11 protein-coding genes are annotated in these 16,789 nt (G+C 35.9%); 8 read left to right on the top strand and 3 right to left on the bottom strand.

The features are described 5' to 3' along the window. Nucleotides 1-70: 70 nt before the first annotated feature. A complete protein-coding gene (locus tag ACMAZI_RS08210) occupies nt 71-1,663 on the top strand; it encodes a peptide chain release factor 3 (protein ID WP_115362828.1) in 1,593 nt (530 codons plus the stop codon). Nucleotides 1,664-1,755: 92 nt separating this feature from the next. Next, complete coding sequence (locus tag ACMAZI_RS08205) at nt 1,756-2,109, top strand: response regulator (protein ID WP_115362830.1); 354 nt, start codon at nt 1,756-1,758, stop codon at nt 2,107-2,109. A gap of 28 nt (nt 2,110-2,137) precedes the next feature. On the opposite strand, the gene ACMAZI_RS08200 is transcribed toward ACMAZI_RS08205, so the two are convergent. Continuing rightward, a complete protein-coding gene (locus ACMAZI_RS08200) occupies nt 2,138-5,227 on the bottom strand; it encodes an amidoligase family protein (protein WP_412473403.1) in 3,090 nt (1,029 codons plus the stop codon). A 35-nt stretch (nt 5,228-5,262) separates the two neighbouring features. Beyond that, entirely contained in the window at nt 5,263-6,195 is a 933-nt protein-coding gene (locus ACMAZI_RS08195) for a hypothetical protein (RefSeq protein ID WP_115362834.1), read from the bottom strand. Nucleotides 6,196-6,347: 152 nt separating this feature from the next. Here ACMAZI_RS08195 and ACMAZI_RS08190 point away from each other — a divergent pair, with 152 nt between their 5' ends. From ACMAZI_RS08190 to ACMAZI_RS08180, 3 genes are all read left to right on the top strand, one after another. Continuing rightward, complete coding sequence (locus ACMAZI_RS08190; protein WP_412473404.1) at nt 6,348-7,292, top strand: class I SAM-dependent methyltransferase; 945 nt, start codon at nt 6,348-6,350, stop codon at nt 7,290-7,292. Nucleotides 7,293-7,316: 24 nt separating this feature from the next. Then, complete coding sequence (locus tag ACMAZI_RS08185; RefSeq protein WP_120404856.1) at nt 7,317-8,078, top strand: N-acetylmuramoyl-L-alanine amidase family protein; 762 nt, start codon at nt 7,317-7,319, stop codon at nt 8,076-8,078. Between the two features lie 71 nt (nt 8,079-8,149). Then, nucleotides 8,150-12,154, top strand: a complete 4,005-nt coding sequence (locus ACMAZI_RS08180; protein WP_412473405.1) for a hypothetical protein — start codon at nt 8,150-8,152, stop codon at nt 12,152-12,154. Between the two features lie 57 nt (nt 12,155-12,211). Here the strand turns inward: ACMAZI_RS08180 and ACMAZI_RS08175 are convergent, their stop codons facing one another. Next, nucleotides 12,212-12,958 carry a hypothetical protein gene (locus tag ACMAZI_RS08175; protein ID WP_412473406.1) on the bottom strand — a complete coding sequence of 249 codons (747 nt, stop codon included), beginning with the start codon at nt 12,956-12,958 and terminating at the stop codon, nt 12,212-12,214. 172 nt (nt 12,959-13,130) lie between these two features. On the opposite strand from ACMAZI_RS08175, the gene lexA reads away from it, so the two are divergent. The 3 genes from lexA to ACMAZI_RS08160 all read left to right on the top strand — a co-directional run bounded on the left by lexA (nt 13,131) and on the right by ACMAZI_RS08160 (nt 16,772). Continuing rightward, complete coding sequence (lexA, locus tag ACMAZI_RS08170) at nt 13,131-13,775, top strand: transcriptional repressor LexA (protein ID WP_412475117.1); 645 nt, start codon at nt 13,131-13,133, stop codon at nt 13,773-13,775. After that, nucleotides 13,768-15,903 (top strand): AMP-binding protein, encoded by a 2,136-nt coding sequence (locus tag ACMAZI_RS08165; RefSeq protein WP_412473408.1) that lies wholly within the window; start codon nt 13,768-13,770, stop codon nt 15,901-15,903. Before lexA ends, ACMAZI_RS08165 begins: the two co-directional genes overlap by 8 nt. Before the next feature lie 119 nt (nt 15,904-16,022). Beyond that, nucleotides 16,023-16,772, top strand: coding sequence for a trypsin-like serine peptidase (locus ACMAZI_RS08160; RefSeq protein WP_115362851.1), 750 nt, complete (start codon nt 16,023-16,025; stop codon nt 16,770-16,772). The last annotated feature ends 17 nt before the right edge of the window (nt 16,773-16,789 follow it).

Below are 16,789 nucleotides of genomic sequence, written 5' to 3'. Positions count from 1 at the left end.
ATAAGTGGCCCTTATAGAAGCGAAAGAAATTAAATAAAATACTAACTGAAAAGACAAGAAAGAAGTAACTATGGAAGATTTAAAAAGAGCAACATTTGCAATCATCTCTCACCCGGATGCCGGTAAGACAACAATGACAGAAAAGCTATTATGGTTTGGTCAAGTTGTAAGAAGCGCTGGGATGGTAAAAAGTAAGCAAGGTAATTATGCTAAATCTGACTGGATGGAGATGGAAAAAGAGCGTGGAATCTCTATTACTTCTTCAGTTATGTCATTCCCATATAATGAAAGGGCCATGCACCTACTCGATACTCCTGGTCACAAGGACTTCTCAGAAGATACTTATCGAACTCTTACAGCTGTTGAAAGTGTTCTTATGATGATTGATTCAGCGAAAGGGGTTGAGGCACAGACAAAGAAGTTAATGGAAGTCTGTCGTATGAGAGACACTCCTATTGTATCTTTTTGTAATAAGTTTGATCGTGATGCTCTTGACCCGTTTGAGCTAATCGACGATGTGGAGAAAACTTGCTCAATTCAATGTGTTCCAATGACTTGGCCAATCGGCTCAGGTGTTGAGTTCAAAGGTGTATACGATCTTCGCAATAAAACTATTATGAGTTTTAAAGATGCTAAAGATCCGTTTAGCCCAAATATTATCGATGCAAGCGATTTAAAAGCGGATCACATTAAAGAATTTGTAGGTGAAACTCTTCTAGAAAAACTTGAAGAAGACCTAATGATGATTGAAGAATTAATGCCAGAATTTAACGAAGAAGAATTTTTAGCAGGTATCATGACTCCAATGTATTTTGGATCTGCCCTTAATAACTTTGGAGTTAAAGAAGTTCTTGATACTTTTTCAAAATTTGCTCCAGGCCCTGGAGAGCGTGAAGTTCTTAAGGCCCCATTTGAAAAAGAAGAAACACGTATGGTTGATCCAAGTGAAAAGAAGTTCACTGGATTTGTCTTCAAGATTCAAGCAAATATGGATAAGAAGCACCGTGATCGTGTTGCATTCATTAGAGTATGCTCTGGGCGATTCACAAGAGGACAAAAAGTTACTCTTGCAAGAACTGGTAAAGAGATAAAGATTGCAACTCCTCTTATGTTTCAAGCACAAGATAGAGAGATCACAGAGTATGCAATTCCTGGAGATATAATTGGAATCCACGACTCTGGAAAATTACAGATTGGTGATACATTCACTGAAGGTGAAATTATCCAATTTACAGGAATTCCAAGCTTTGCCCCAGAGATCTTTAAAAGAGTTTTATTAAAAGATCCAATGAAAGGAAAGCAGCTTGATAAAGGACTTCAACAACTTTCAGAAGAAGGCTCTGTTCAATTGTTTAAAAGACATAATTCAACTGAAAAGATTCTTGGTGCCGTAGGTGTTCTCCAATTTGAAGTTGTACAAAGAAGACTTGAGGATGAGTACAATGTAAAAGGAGAATATGAAGGTTTCCCTTATACAGGTATTCGCTGGGTTAAAATTCCAACAGAGAAGATGAAAGATGAATTTGTGTCGCGTTATTCTGCTAATATCGCCTACGATATAAAAGGGCGTATATGCTTTATCTATCGCACGGAGTGGGATTTAAAGCTGGCCCAAGAAAAATTTGAAGAAGTGGAATTTTTCAAGACTAATGATTTTAAATAGTTAACTAAACTAAACTAAATATGTCTTGTAAATCAAATAAAAATTAACTATTATTATCTTCACCTTATTGAACAAAAAAAAAGGTTAAGAAATTGAAATTTTTATTTGTAGAAGATGAAGTAGAGTTAGTCGAATTATATCAATATATGTTTGATCGAATCGGCCTAGACTATGAAGTCGCTTATAATGGCGAAGAAGCACTTGAAAAAGTGAAGAATGGTCAATTCGATTTTATTTTCTCTGATATTCGTATGCCGAAAATGAATGGAATTGATTTTCTAAAGAATCTTATTTCAGAAGGTCTCAACTTCAAGAAGTTTGTTTTCGTTACGGCCCATCAAGAGGTCTCACTAGATGAGGTTAAGGAGATGGGAGCACACGACATACTCTATAAACCAATAAGACATCAAGTTTTCATGGATTATATTCAAGATTTACAAGCATAAAAAAGGGCCCTCCACGGGCCCTTTTTATTTATAGAATTTCATTGATTAATTCGTCACAACTATTGGTTCGAACAAACTCTCCAGGTAGCTCACGAGCTGGTACAATTTCTTGTCTCATTTCTTGAGCGGCCATAGCAGCTCTAATACGATGATCATTATTCATTGTATTTAGCTCATCTGCAGGACCTGGTGTCCACTGACGGCCAGTAGAGTTTAAAGCATTCTCTTCACTTCTAGCATCAACGGCCTGTCCCCAGCCTCGTTGATGTGGATGAATCGCCATTTTCTCTTCAATATCTCTAAAGAAGACCTTCTGACTCTCAATTTGTGAAGTTGATAATCCTTCCATTGCAGCAGTTCTAAATTGATTTACATCAAGACCTAAGTCATCACAAAGTTTCTTTAAGTCATCTTCAACAGTAGCTGGAGATTTTACATAATCTAAGTGAGTTGTATTATCAACTTCGCCATCTAAAGGCTCAGTTGAATTAATTGCCTTATCAAGCATTGCACGAACTAGCTTAATTTGCATTGCTGATTCAGCAGCATCTCTTGGCGCATTAAACATTCTAAACTCAGCTTTTCTAATTTTCGGGTCAACTCTAAATGTTCTTCTCCAGTCTGTTGTAGGATTTGAAATATCGAAATCATCTGTTACAAACTCTTCAGGAATTACATCTTGGAAATAAGCTGAAACATCAAGTTGTAGGTAACGTGTCTTACGTCCAAAACGAGTGTTAAAGTATCTTTCATTATAAAGAAGTTTTTTAAGCTCTTCCTCTGTTCCGTTAAAGTCTTTTAGCGCATTCTTAAGGGTATCACTAATCTCTATTTGTTCAGAAGTGTGAGTACGATTAATATGCTGGAACATAAGTGAAATAATCCCTCTGTGCTCATGGAAGATCGTTAAAAATCTTGCAAGGGCCTTAGGGTTATTATCAAATGCAGCTAGGTCAATATTCACGTGACCACCACCGGCCATAATAGACGGTAGAACATTATTTTTCTCAAATGCTTTATAAACTGCACTTACTTCTTCAATTGTTGGTGTGAACTTTGGTGTAATAAGCTCTATCGTTCCACCACGTGGAGAATCTGCGATGATTTCACCTTCAGGAGTATACGAACGTCCAATACCGTCCCACTCAACTTGCCACTTACGACCTTTCGAGTCGCGAATAGCATAGGCTACATCTAAACCGTGGCCGTGCCCATCAACCTCTAGCTTAACAGGTGGCTCACCTTCTTCACCGCCAATCTGATCGTAAAGGTCCTTAGCAACTCTCTTAATAATTGCTTCTCTTTCTTGTGAAGATAGATCAATAATCGTTTGTACCCATGCACGTTTTCCATCTTCAAGTCTCTCTTTAGAAGTGATTGACTTAAGTCTTAATGGGAACTTACCTGAATACTCAACCCCTAGATCGATATCATTAACGTCAACTGGATTATTAACTCGATTAGGAGCATCAACCTTGGCCTTAAAGTCCATTGTTAATTCGTTATAGTCCATATCTTTAGGACGCATATAGTTTTCAAGATCATCAATAAGCTTAGAAGCTGAAACCCATGTACGATTCATTTCACGAATTTCATTTTTCAATTGCGAAGGATCCATATTTGGGTCCATTAGAGCAACCTTTTGCGTATAATCCTTAACTAAGTTTTTAATAATCTCTCTTTTTGTATCACCGATGAAAGCAACACCTGGCTCAGTCCATCCCCAATACATGACTCGATAAGAGTCTTTGATTCCGGCTTTATTCATATTATCAAGGGCCTGCTTAACAACGTCTTGTTCAATACCAAAACGCTCTGAAATACTCTGTGCAGTCTGAAACGATGAACTATTTAAATTATAATCAGCAATGTCTGCAATTCCACTAAAGTCATTAGCTGCAATTCTAGCTGCAAGTGTTGTTTGATAAAAACGAGCCGGTGCAAGATTCTTTGTCCCCGCTCTAAATTCAATACCAAGTCCGCCAGTATTTCTAACCCAAGGTTTCCACTGATCATCAGGTCTAATTACACCGCGGCCACCATGATAGAGATTACTTAAGTTTGCTTCAGATTGAACACTTTTATAATTCGCAAATTCAATTCCAGAGTTCCCTTTAATTCCGTTAAGAACAATATAAGACTGGACCATACGATAGAACTCAGAAAGTTTTCCTGTTTCTAATTCAGGATGTTTTGCAAATACAATACGTTGGTGGCCAGGAGCTTGGAATAGCTTGATTTTTTTCTCTAGTGTTTGAGGGTCACGAATAACCTGTGCTAGTGACTCTCTAAACCAAGCGACCATTTCCTCAAACTCACCATATGTGTTTTGAGCGTGAAAGTTGATTTCCCAACCACCACCTTGTCCACCACCGTGTGCGTGGGCATCATTAATAAACTTTTCCGCCTTTCCAAAAACAGAAGTCCACTGAGAATAATCATATCTTTGTTTAAGAAATTTATCTGGAAGGCCAGGTAGATTTCCATTAAACATTTTCATTCTTACAGTAGGTTTAATAAATGAAAGAGGCTTATCCCCCATTTGATCAAAGAGGTTATTAAAAACTGTTTTTAAAGTATCTAAATTTGCCTCTTCAATATTTGTTGCCTTAAGCTCTGTAAGATCAAGTACCTTAGGGTTCCCCTCTAAATCTACAACATCTGAAGCAAGATCGATTTTCTTTCCTGTAAACATATCTTTATATGTACGATAACCATTAGCATCTTTGGCGTAATTAGAAAGAAAGTCACGATAGAACTCTTCTTGCTTTTCAGCACTTAAATTTCCAATTTTTGTTTTAATATAAGAAGTTGGTGGCGTCATTACACGTGTAAGTAAACTTGAAGATGCTTCTTTTTCTGCACCAAAAGTTACCCCACCAAGCATTCCAGGAAGAGTCTGACCATCGACAAGTGCTGCTTTTGCGCTATAGCTTGCCCCAGAATACTGGAGGTCTGCCCAGGCTTCATAGGCCGTTTTATAGTTACCATCTGATGATGGCGTACGATAATCACTATTTTTAACGTGGGAAATACCAAACCAAGCAGCGGTTCCAATCGCAACAGTTCCAAGAACTGGCAAATAGAGATCTTTAAATTTTTTGTTTGTTTTACTCATAGGTCATACCTTTTTGTATATTTTATAAAAATTAATTACTTAAAAAAACATTTCTTAGACTTAAGCTCTTCTATACTTGAAAGAGTCTCAGGAGTCTTATCACTCACCTTGTATAGTTCTTTAAAGAACGCATCTTCCCTTTGTGAAACAGGCTTATTGGCCGCTTCATCAATGGCCTTTGCAAGCTTTGCAGCTCTTTCAGGTGAAAACTTTCCATCAATAATCTTCCAAAATGAATTTTTAGCTCTTGGCCCGACCATTGTTACTTCTCTAGAATTACCTTTGCTAAATTTTGCAACGGCATTAAAGAATTCACGATACTCCTTCTTAGCTCTTTGCTCAGAGAAGCTTAAGAAAATTGCATATGATCTTCTTTCACTACTATTTAGATAGCGAGAAGCATCTTTGATATTATTGTTTCGTGATAATCTAGAAATGTATCTTGTAACTCCTGCAGGAGTTTTAGGTACTCTTTGAACAACTCTCATTAAGTTTGAATCAGCAACTTTCACAAGATTGTTACTAAAACCTAATGTTGCGAGTTCATCTGCTTTACAATACGAACAGTTAAGAACTTTTGCAGATTGTTCACCATATACTGAAGCAATATAAGCGAGATCATTTACAACATCTCTAAAAGTCTCACCTTCTACATCTTTATGAGACATCTTCAATGCTGCCATAACACGACCAATCTTTGCTTGGTCTTCTCTATTTGCACGATTTTTAATATCGGCCAGTGCGGTACTTAAGTCAGGATAACCATGCTTTAAGGAAACAACACTTGTACGAATAGAATCCTTTAATGTCGTTACCGATGCCCCTGAAACACCTTCTTTTACAATTTTTGATTTAATTGAAATAGGCTTTAAAAGCATTTCACCTAAAGTAAAAACACTGGCATTGGCCGATAACGTTATTGCAACTGAAGCGCAGAAAAGTAGCGCACTTTTGCCAAATAATTTCATTAATCTCTCCTCACTTATCAATAAATTTGATAAATAGCTAAAATATCATTCAACTTAACGGGTGAATTAACTGATAACTTGAGTCCAGTAATTGCTTTTTTTTCAAATTAGAGCATAATTTACGTAAATCTGATTAGTTACCAAGGACAGAAATGAGTGCAATACATGGTCGAATAAAAAAACTCTATCGACATAAGAAAAAGTGGGCCAGAAAAAATCAAATCGATTCCTATCGACTCTACGATCGAGATATTCCTGACTTCCCATTTATTGTCGATTGTCATGGCCCATATTGCGTGATTTATCGAAGAGAGATTGATCGAATTGATGAGAAGAAAAATCATCTCCCACTACTCATTGACGCCTTGATCAATGAATGTGAGTACAGTGAAAAGAATATCGTTATCAAAGAAAGAAAAGTTCAAGACGAAACCTTTCAATACACAAAAGAGAGCACACACCAAGATCTTGTCTTTAACTCAAAAGAAGGTGAAATACAGTTTAAGTTAATTCTTAATCGCTATATTGATACTGGTCTCTTTTTAGATCATAGGCCCCTTAGACAGAAACTAGCAAATGAACAGCTAGAAGATAAAAACGTCTTAAATCTATTTTGCTATACAGGAAGCCTCTCTGTTGCCTCGGCCCACGCTGGTGCAATCGTTACCAGTGTTGACATGTCTAACACCTATCTTAATTGGGCAGAAGATAATTTTAAATTAAATGATATCGATCCAAACAAACACAAATTTATAAGAGAAGATGTCTTAAAGTATTTAGCACATAACGCTCAAAAGATTTTAAAAGAAGAAGAAAAATACGATCTCATCATTCTCGATCCTCCATCAATGTCTAAGTCAAAGAAAATGGAGAAGCTCTTTGATATTCAAAGTGATCATATTGAGCTTATAAATAATTGTGCAAAGCTTTTAAAGAAAGATGGGACCCTCTATTTTTCAAATAATTTACGCAGCTTTAAACTTGATGAGAGTGTTCAAGAATCATTTAACGTCAAAGACCTCACCAAATGGAGTATTCCACAAGACTTTCACGATGCAAAAATACACAAGCTGTATAAAATAAATTTGCACTGCTAGATTTTGTCCATATAATGGTAATACATGAGTTTAAAACTTCTCTTTCAATTGATTACAACATTAATTATTTGCACCAATATAATGGCAGCGACGGTCTTAATAGATCCAGGACATGGGGGTGAAGACTGTGGTGCCAAAGCAAAAGTGTGGAAGAAGAAAAAGCTAAAGGTAGTTTGTGAAAAAGATATCGCACTAAAAATTGCAAAAAAACTCAAAAAGTTTATCAATGAAACAAAAAGGCATCGAGCCTATTTAACAAGAACTCTCGATACTACAATCACCCTACAAAAAAGGGCCGATATGGCCGACATTATCAAGGCCGATATTTTCATTTCAATTCACTTAAATGCAGCAACAGATAAGAGCTCAAATGGCTTTGAAACTTATTATTTAAATAATCATAAGGATGCGGCAATAACAAAGATTGAAAATGTCGAAAACCGAGATCTTCACGGCAAAGAAGTTGTTATCAATAATATTCTTACAGACCTTGTTGTTGAAAGAGTTGCTCCAGAGTCAAAGAAGCTTGGAGATAATGTTCACGGAGAACTAAGTAAACTCTTAACAAAGAATTATAAAATGAAAGACCGAGGTTTAAAACCAGGTCTCTTCTATGTCTTGGCCCTTTCAAAAAGGCCTTCAATTCTCTTGGAAGCAGGCTTTTTAACAAATAACTCTGAAGCTAGTTTGGTATTGGATAACTGGTTTCACCACCTTTATGCAAAGTACGCTGCAAAAGGTATTATCAGCTACTTAGACTCCATATCAGGCCCTAACCTCTTTTAATTTATTTTTCTCAAAAAAACTTTCGTTAAATACTCAAGTATTACCTGTACATAGCCGAAAAGTTTAACGAAATGTATCGATATATCATTATTGTTTTAACATTCATTCTACATTTGAACTTCGCCTACGGTGCGCAGACTTCAACATGTGTGGTTCAAAAAGAATCAACAGTGAGCAATAGTGTTCGAGACATATGCAGTGCAACCTTAATTGATCAACACAATATTCTATTTGATCCTTCTTGCCAGGGCGGCGTAAACCCTAGAAGTAGAAGAAATCAAAGATATATCGTAAGCTGTGCCAATGGATTAACGACATTTAAACTTCCAAGAATAAACACTTTTCGTCCTAAAAGAAGTTCCACATTATTCACATTTGAAGATGAGCTTCCTTTCATCCCGACAAAGCATTCTAATCAAGTCGATAATTCAACATTAGCAAATTGTTTTATTGAAACCCACAAAAGACAAGTTCCTTTAAGAAGTAACAGGCTCAAAGAAGATACAAGAAATTTAAATTTTCAAAAAGATTTAAGTAATGCTCCTGTCTATTGTAAGAGTACGAATGATGACGAAGTTGTGCTCATGGGTACATTAGATGAGAATGGTCATTTCAAGGACATTGATAGTTTAAATAATGAGTTCTCAATTGAATCTGACTTTAAGGTAAATTTAGATACAAGTAATTACGAACAAGATTCAATATCAGAAATATGTCATGGTGCTTATCAGTGTGTAAGTGAATTAATTGAAGATGTAAATCAGCTTAATAAAGACTTAGATGAAATATTAAAGCGCTTTTCAAACAAACAAATAGAACAAGAGCGAGAGCAACTTGCACGAGATTTTCAAGAACTTGAAGCAAAATGTCACCGAACAAATGTTAAAACAAGAATCGATTACAATACAGATAATGACGCCGGAATGGGTGATAAAGCAATGGGTGCTTTAGAAAAAGGTGTTATTGGTGTCTTTAGGGCCATTGAAAGCGTTAACCCATTTGATGATGAAGACTTCTTACTAAGTCAATTTAAAAACACTGAAGCAATTGCACAGAACTTAAGTGAAGCAGAGATCAAAGCAACATTTGATAAAGTTAATCAGCTTGATCTATCTAACTTTGAAAAAATTAGAGAATTGGCCCTCGCCTACTCTGAAACAGTAGTTCATAAGGTTCTTGATGAAATGGGAACTTTTGAAACGGCACAAGAAAAAAACGATTTTCTAAAACCGTATATGGATGATTTCAAAGTATGCCTTTCAAAAACAATAAACTCTTCCCAAGTTAAAGAATGTGCAAATACTTTCACTAATAATATTTCAACGGCCATTGGTGAAGTTGAATTAGATCGCCAAATTGGACTAAATTTTTCACCTGAAGATGACCTCTCTTCTTTAAAACTTAAAGCAAAGAATAAATATCTAGGTTGCCTTGATAAAAACTTAGGTAAATTTGAAAAAATAATTGATGCCACTGCAACTGTTAAAGGATGTGTTTACCAGGGAATGATAGCAAGTTATCAAGAAACAAGAAGAACTCGCTTAAACGATACCCTAAAGTCATACACTGGAAGAGATGATAATAGAGAGATTGTAACTTCCATTCTTTCAAAGACAAATACATGTCGATTTGCACCTGTGATAAACAAAGCAGAACACAATGACAGAGACTACCTTGCTTTAGCTCAAATGAGCACTGATAGCTTTACTAATGAAATAAAAGACTGCATCGATGGATTACAAAGAGTAGCAGCTGGTGATGTTGTTGAAATTGCCGTTAGAACAAATCAACAAATCGTAGAAAACTTAAGTGCAGATGAAGCGCAACTATTGTCTCAAGAACTAAAAGATATTCATCTAAGAGCATGTATGGAGGCACGTAAGACGAGTGATGGAAATGAATGTGCAAAATTCGTTACGGCCATGGCAACACTAACAGCTGCGGAATCAATTTTAAGAAATGAGTTTGAATCTCAATTTGAAGACTTAAACCTACCACAACAAAGAAGAGATGAATTAACAGATGAAATAATCGAACAATATCAAGCTTGTGCACAACGTACAAAAGAAGAATACTACAAAGACTTAACGAAAGAGCCAAATGAAAAGTTAGTAAACAACTGCTTAACAGGTGCCATTAAAAAGCTATCTAGTAGTATCTTAGAAGACAGTATAAATAAGGCAACAGCAGAAAAAGATATCGATGTGTCTCTCGTATCCCGAGCAGTTGACCGTCAAAAACTAGAAAGACTAAAAACAGAGATTAAAAAATGTTTTGATGAGGGCCTAGGAAAGTATGAAACAATGAGTACTTACCAAGAAAACCTCAATAAAGAGATTGAAAACTGTACCTTTAGAACGCAAAAAACAGTTATTGAATCAATCGCACAAGAGATGGCCTCAGATAAAATTGGAGACTTTGGTCTAAGCGAGAATAAGACTAATGAAGTTAGACAATTAATCTCTAGTCATATCAATGCAAGTACTCCACTAGATATGGATGAAAGAATTGATACTCTAACTCCTCTATTGATTAGAAATGTCGCATCTGAGGCCATCGAGGGAACAGTAAGTGACTTTAAGTCAACAATGACAAAAGAAGAATATGAGACAAAGCGTGGTCAAATTCAAGACCAATTAAATACATGCCTTGATAAGGTTATGTCTGAAAATGAAAAAGATAATTCTTTTAATGCTACTGATGCATCAAATATTTGTATCTCTGTTACAGCTAAGGATGCCTTTATTACATTAGCACCAACTATAATAGAAGAGTCGATCGCACCTCTATTTAATTCAGAGCCACAAAAAGTTCTAGACTTAACAAATCGTGCAAAGAGAAATGTCATGCCTTGTCTTGCAAGAATTAAAGATGATGAAAACGCACAAGCTAATGCTGAAAAATGTGTTATTGATGAATTACCACAAATTGCAACAACAATTGCATCTCAACTATTAGGAGATCTTAATAGTTTTGCAAATAAAGATGGAAGACAACCATCATTACTCGCTTCTAATAGCTACCAAGAATTTGAAAAGTGTCTTATACGTCTTGAGTCTCCTTCACTTAGCGAGGCTACTGAGAATATGAATGATTGTATAAAAGATCTTGAAAGAGGCGCTAAAACTGAATTACAAAAGAGATTTGTCCATGTTTATGGCCAAAACAACCCAAGAGAAATTAATGAAGTTATCGATCTTATCCTACAAATTCCAGGAGAAGATAAAGCACAAGAATATAAAAGTAATGAAGAGACTTCAGGAACTCCTAATAGTGAATTGATTTCAACACTTGAGCTTCTTGGGGAAACGATGAAATATTCTTGCGACAATAATACAGCTGTCTGTCAACAGCATATTTATAACGCAAAGATATCACTCACAAGGCATTTTCAAAATAATCCAAATGCTACAACACAAGAAAATACGCAAGCTTTTATGAATAGCCCTATCATGGACAACGTCATCGCTTCTCAAATAGGAATGACTCTTAATGAAACCTTTAAAAAAGAGTTAAACGAATATAATGATAGCTCTAACCTTCTTAATAGAAAGATTGACGAGATTACAAATAATCGCATGTTAACTGATATTTTAGCAACGCCTGAAGGTAGGCAATTAAAATCATATATATTTGATAAAATTGAAAAGGGTGAATTAGATAATCTGGCCGAAGACACAAAACTTAGAGAGTTATTGGCCGAGGCCCTAACAAAAGATACTGGAGAAGGATCATTTGGAGATGGACTTGCTGAAGGCCTAGTTCAAATACAATTAAATAAGATGAGAAGAAGATCAAGTGGCTTTGGAGGACTATTTAGAGAGTTCAAAGTGAAGTTTGGTGACATTCTTAATATTATTGATCGTAAAGACTTCAAATGGGATATCCTAACAAAGACACGCTCTGGACAAAGAGCACGTGAGTATATGATTAAAGAAATACTCGCCCCTTCAATTAAAGGTGAAGACTTAAGCGCACTTGAGAGCAGTGACAGAAAATATCCAAATCAACAAGAAGAGCGACTTGGAAAGCTTACTGAAATGATCACTCAGGCACTTAAAGAAGCTAATGATTAAGAAATAAAAAAGGCCTCTTTCATAAGAGGCCTTTTATTATATAGAATTTAATTTAAATTATCTCATTCTCTGAAGCATTCCCTGCCCATTTACGAAGAATAAATCGTTTTCATCAATTGATCGTAGAACAGATGAAGCCTTATAATTAACTTTAATCATAGCGGAAGCAATTGGGCTATCAAGACTTCCTTGGTTAGCAATTGAGATTACTTCACTAGAAGCATTAAAGTTAAATCCCCAAGAAACACTAATATTACTTGCTGTAACAAATAATCCTGTTAAATAAGCACCCTTGCCTTCATATTTACCACCGTATTGAAATGCTACAGTATAAACAAAAGAGATAACCTCTGAGCCAAAGCCATTTTTATAAGTTACTTTAAATGAGCGAACAATTGGCATCTTCCAATTTGACATTGAACTAAACGTTGAGTTTGGATCATCCATATTTGGGATTACGCTAATGGCCTTAGCAAAACTTGAATTACTAACTGGCTTACCAGCTTCAACAATCTTCCAAATCTTTTGTCCCAAGGCAATGAATTTATCAATTGTCATAAATACTTGACCCAATGAAGCGGCACCAGACTTTTCGACTAAACCTTCATAGACAGCTTCATAATCAGGAGCGACTTCTTCAACCTCTCTTGATACAATATGTAAATATTGTTCTTGATCAACGTTATCTAGTTTTAAGAAAGACTCTCTTGTCCCTACCTCAGGAACCTGAGCGAACGAATTGAATCCGATAACAATAGTTACAACGGTAACAAATAAACCTAAAAATGAGTTTGATGATTTCATTTAACCCTCCCAATGATTTGTTAAGACATAACTATCCTTTTCAAAGGAGACTCGTCAATAAAACAAGGGAGATATCTGCCATTGTAAGTTTTTTTCACAAAAACCGTGAACATTTTTCACTAATTTTGTGAATTTTTAACAAGTTGACTTACGCAGTACTTACGCATAACATATGAATATGGCGTTAACTAAAAAACAGAATCAAGTTTATTTATATATTAAAGAGTATTTTGATAAAGAGGGCTATGCCCCAACTCAAAAAGAAATCAAAGAACACTTTGGGCTTAAGTCCTTTGGTTCAGTCAATAAGTACATGCACTATCTTCAAGAAGCAGGAAAAATCGAAATCGATTGGAATGCGAGACGTGGAATAAAGTTACTTGAAGAAATCACTGCCTCACCGGCCATGGTAACAACACCTCAGGCACAATTTAGTGAGGTCCCACTGCTTGGTGATGTCGCCGCCGGTAATCCCATTGAGGCCATTGAAAACCCATCAGAGCACACAATGGTTCCAAATCACATGGTGGCCAAACCAGGCCGATACTTTGCTTTAAATGTACAGGGTGATTCAATGATTAATGACGGTATATTTGAAGGAGATATTCTTGTTTGCCGAGCACAAGAAAATGCAAACCAAGGTCAAACCGTTATTGCTGTTGTGGACAATGAGGCCACTGTAAAGAACTTCTACAAGAAAAAGAATTCTATTGAATTACACCCGGCCAATGATCGACTCTCACCTTTTATTATTACGGGGCAAAATGATTTTCGTATAGCTGGTATCGTCGTAGGCCTTCTAAGAAGTTATGAATAACAAGAACTTCATTTCTCATATAATTAACAATCTTAATATTAGATTGGATTCTCCCCTTCTTTATAAAGATGACAAAGTCCAATTAACATACCAAGAATTATTAGAAGCAATCAGTAAAAGGCCTAACTTAGATCAGCTAGACCAATTAAAGCAAAGTGATAAATCTTATACATTCTTAAAATGGACGGAAAATAATAAAGAGTTTATTTGTCGCTATTTTCAATTAATAAACTTTGGCATTATTCCCATCCTTGTTGATGAAAGAAGATTACAAAACTCTCCTGGTGACTATGACATAAAAGATGTCTTTGAATCATTTCAAAAAAATCAAATTCATATAATTGAAAGATATGAAGACTGTGCAACAATACTCTACACTTCAGGAACAACAGGTACACCAAAGGGTGTACGTATCTCACTTAAAAATTTAATCTCTAGTGCAAAAGCAACTATTGAGCATTATCAAATTACATCAGAAGATAACTGGGCACTCTCACTTCCCCTATATCACATAGGTGGACTTATGATCTTATGGCGATGCCTGATGGCAGGCGCTAGCACGACTCTATCACGCCCTGATAATGTGCAAGAAACAATCATTAATAGTAAGAAAGTTACAATGGCCTCACTTGTACAATTGCAACTTGAACGAATTGTTAATATTGCGAGCATGGATGATTTTAAAAAGCTTAAGGGAGTCGTTCTTGGGGGATCAAAAGTAGATCCAACGTTAATGAAAAAGGCAATCTCAAAGAACTTAAAGCTTTCAAATTCATATGGAGCAACAGAGAGTTGTGCTCAATTCTTAGCAACACCATTTACCAATGATCTGCAAACGCTTATGAGTGTTGGAAGTCCAATGAATGGCCATGTCTTTATCGAAAATGATCACCTCATTTTAGAAGGTGACAGTATTGCGCTAGGTTACCTTAATGGAGAAAACTTTAATTCAAGACTAATGACAAATGACAAGGCCACTTATGATGCCAATAATAATATTACAATTATAGGAAGAAGCGATAACACCTTTCAAAAAGCAGCTGAAAATATAAACCCAGAAAATATTGAAGCAAAAATAAACGTAGATTTAGAAACAAATTGTTATGTCGTCCCTATTGATAATAATCGATATGAAAACCTTATCAGTTTAATTTTTGATAAGAGAGAAACTCTTAAGAAAGTAAATAAAATTATTAATGACTCCCTAATACCTTTTGAAAGGCCACATCTCATTTATCAATGTGACGATATAAGCTCTTACCAGAAAGGAATTAAAATTAGTCGCAAGCAGATTGCCTCAACATTAAATGAGCTACACGATGGCTTCAGTGAGAAGCTCTATCTAAACGCTTGTGGTAGGCCTAGTGGCGATATCCTTATCATCTCTCATGGATTTATGGGTGAGGCCCTAGAGATTGAAAACTTGATTCAGGATCTTAAAGAGAAGTATTTAATTATCTTTATCGATCTTCCAGGCCATGGGAGCAATTGCAAATTAGAAAACTTAGAAGAGTTTAAAAATGAGATCATTAATTTCATAAAAAATGCCAATAATAAGGATCGTAAAATAAACTTCCTAACTTATTCAATGTCGGCCCGTATATTCCAGGAAATTCTTTTTGATAAACGACTTTCTAAGATCCAAAATATTGATAACTTTATTAATGAGTCTGGATCACCAGGCTTCTTAACAGATGAGGACTCTCGAAAAAAACGCATGGCCCATGATGGCCGAATCTTTGATACATATAATTCAAATCAAGATGCAAGAGAGTTTTACAAAAACTGGTACGAGCAGAGTGTTTTTACAAAAGTAAATGAACATAGTGAATATCAAAACATGATTGAAACGAAGTCTGCACAACTTCCTTCTATGATCACTTATTGGCAAAAAGCTGCTACGACTTTATCTGTAGCAAACCAAAAAAACCTTTTGGACATTACAAAACTGCCTAAAGGAATGAAGTATCACTATATACACGGCAGACTTGATACAAAATATTCTCAATACGCCCAGCAACTCAAGGCCCATGGTGCATTCACCTATGAAATAGCAGATGCTTCACACAACACTCACCTCATGTCCCCACAAGATTACTTAAAAGTTCTTCATAAAATACTGAAATAATGCTTATTTTTGTGTCAGAAGAGATTAACTTCTTACAACTTCTTACTATAAGCTCTCGAAATTTGCAGGAGTGTGACTGAGGTCATAGACTTTTTGTTCACAAACAAAGGGAGATCGTAGTGAAAAAGTTAATACTTGTGACATTATTGCCACTTACCGTCTTTGCAATGGACAAGTCTATATGTGGAATGGATGAACGTGTACCATCAAGTGACCCTAAGGTTGGGCGTTCACTAGAAAATAAAAGAGATAAAGCAGGTTGTACTGTAACTCTAATTTCAAACTCATGTGTAATTTCAGTCGGACACTGTGCTGCAACTCTAAACTACCTAGAGTTCAATACACCTACTTCAACAAGAAGAGGTATCAGACACCCAGGTCCAAAAGATATCTATCGCGCAGATAGAACAACACTTAAATATAAGAGCAATGGACAAGGTGATGATTGGGCAGTTGTGAAAGCACTACCAAATGAGCACACTGGACTTCTACCAGGTCAAGCACAAGGTTATTACCCAATCGCTAAAGAAGTTCCACCAATTGGAACAATGCTTTCAATTACAGGATATGGAAGTGACCGCGGTGAATATGAAAGACACTTCGCTCAACAAAATAATTTTGGACCGCTAAAAACTGTTGGTGGATCAATTTGGAATGGTGGACACAGACCTGCCCTTCTAGAGCATAGAGTTGATACAATGGGTGGTAACTCTGGTTCAAGTATTATCAATCTTGAAACTGGTGAAATCATTGGTGTTCACTCTCATGGTGGATGTTACACAAGTGATGACAGCAAGAATGCAGGAACAGTTCTTCAACTTCACCCAGAATTCAAAGCAGCAGTTGAAAGCTGTCTAGCATCTGAATAATATCAAATAAATAAAAT

It is taken from the genome of Halobacteriovorax sp. YZS-3-1 (genome assembly GCF_047084945.1).
Taxonomy (GTDB): Bacteria; Bdellovibrionota; Bacteriovoracia; order Bacteriovoracales; family Bacteriovoracaceae; genus Halobacteriovorax_A; species Halobacteriovorax_A vibrionivorans.
This window is presented reverse-complemented; position numbering and strand designations above follow the sequence as displayed.

What these genes read in the sequence shown, in the direction of transcription:
- ACMAZI_RS08210 (WP_115362828.1), top strand. Translation starts at nt 71, where the DNA reads ATGGAAGATTTAAAAAGAGCAACATTTGCAATCATCTCTCACCCGGAT.
- ACMAZI_RS08200 (WP_412473403.1), bottom strand. Translation starts at nt 5,227, where the DNA reads ATGAGTAAAACAAACAAAAAATTTAAAGATCTCTATTTGCCAGTTCTT.
- ACMAZI_RS08195 (WP_115362834.1), bottom strand. Translation starts at nt 6,195, where the DNA reads ATGAAATTATTTGGCAAAAGTGCGCTACTTTTCTGCGCTTCAGTTGCA.
- ACMAZI_RS08190 (WP_412473404.1), top strand. Translation starts at nt 6,348, where the DNA reads ATGAGTGCAATACATGGTCGAATAAAAAAACTCTATCGACATAAGAAA.
- ACMAZI_RS08185 (WP_120404856.1), top strand. Translation starts at nt 7,317, where the DNA reads ATGAGTTTAAAACTTCTCTTTCAATTGATTACAACATTAATTATTTGC.
- ACMAZI_RS08180 (WP_412473405.1), top strand. Translation starts at nt 8,150, where the DNA reads ATGTATCGATATATCATTATTGTTTTAACATTCATTCTACATTTGAAC.
- ACMAZI_RS08175 (WP_412473406.1), bottom strand. Translation starts at nt 12,958, where the DNA reads ATGAAATCATCAAACTCATTTTTAGGTTTATTTGTTACCGTTGTAACT.
- lexA (WP_412475117.1), top strand. Translation starts at nt 13,131, where the DNA reads ATGAATATGGCGTTAACTAAAAAACAGAATCAAGTTTATTTATATATT.
- ACMAZI_RS08165 (WP_412473408.1), top strand. Translation starts at nt 13,768, where the DNA reads ATGAATAACAAGAACTTCATTTCTCATATAATTAACAATCTTAATATT.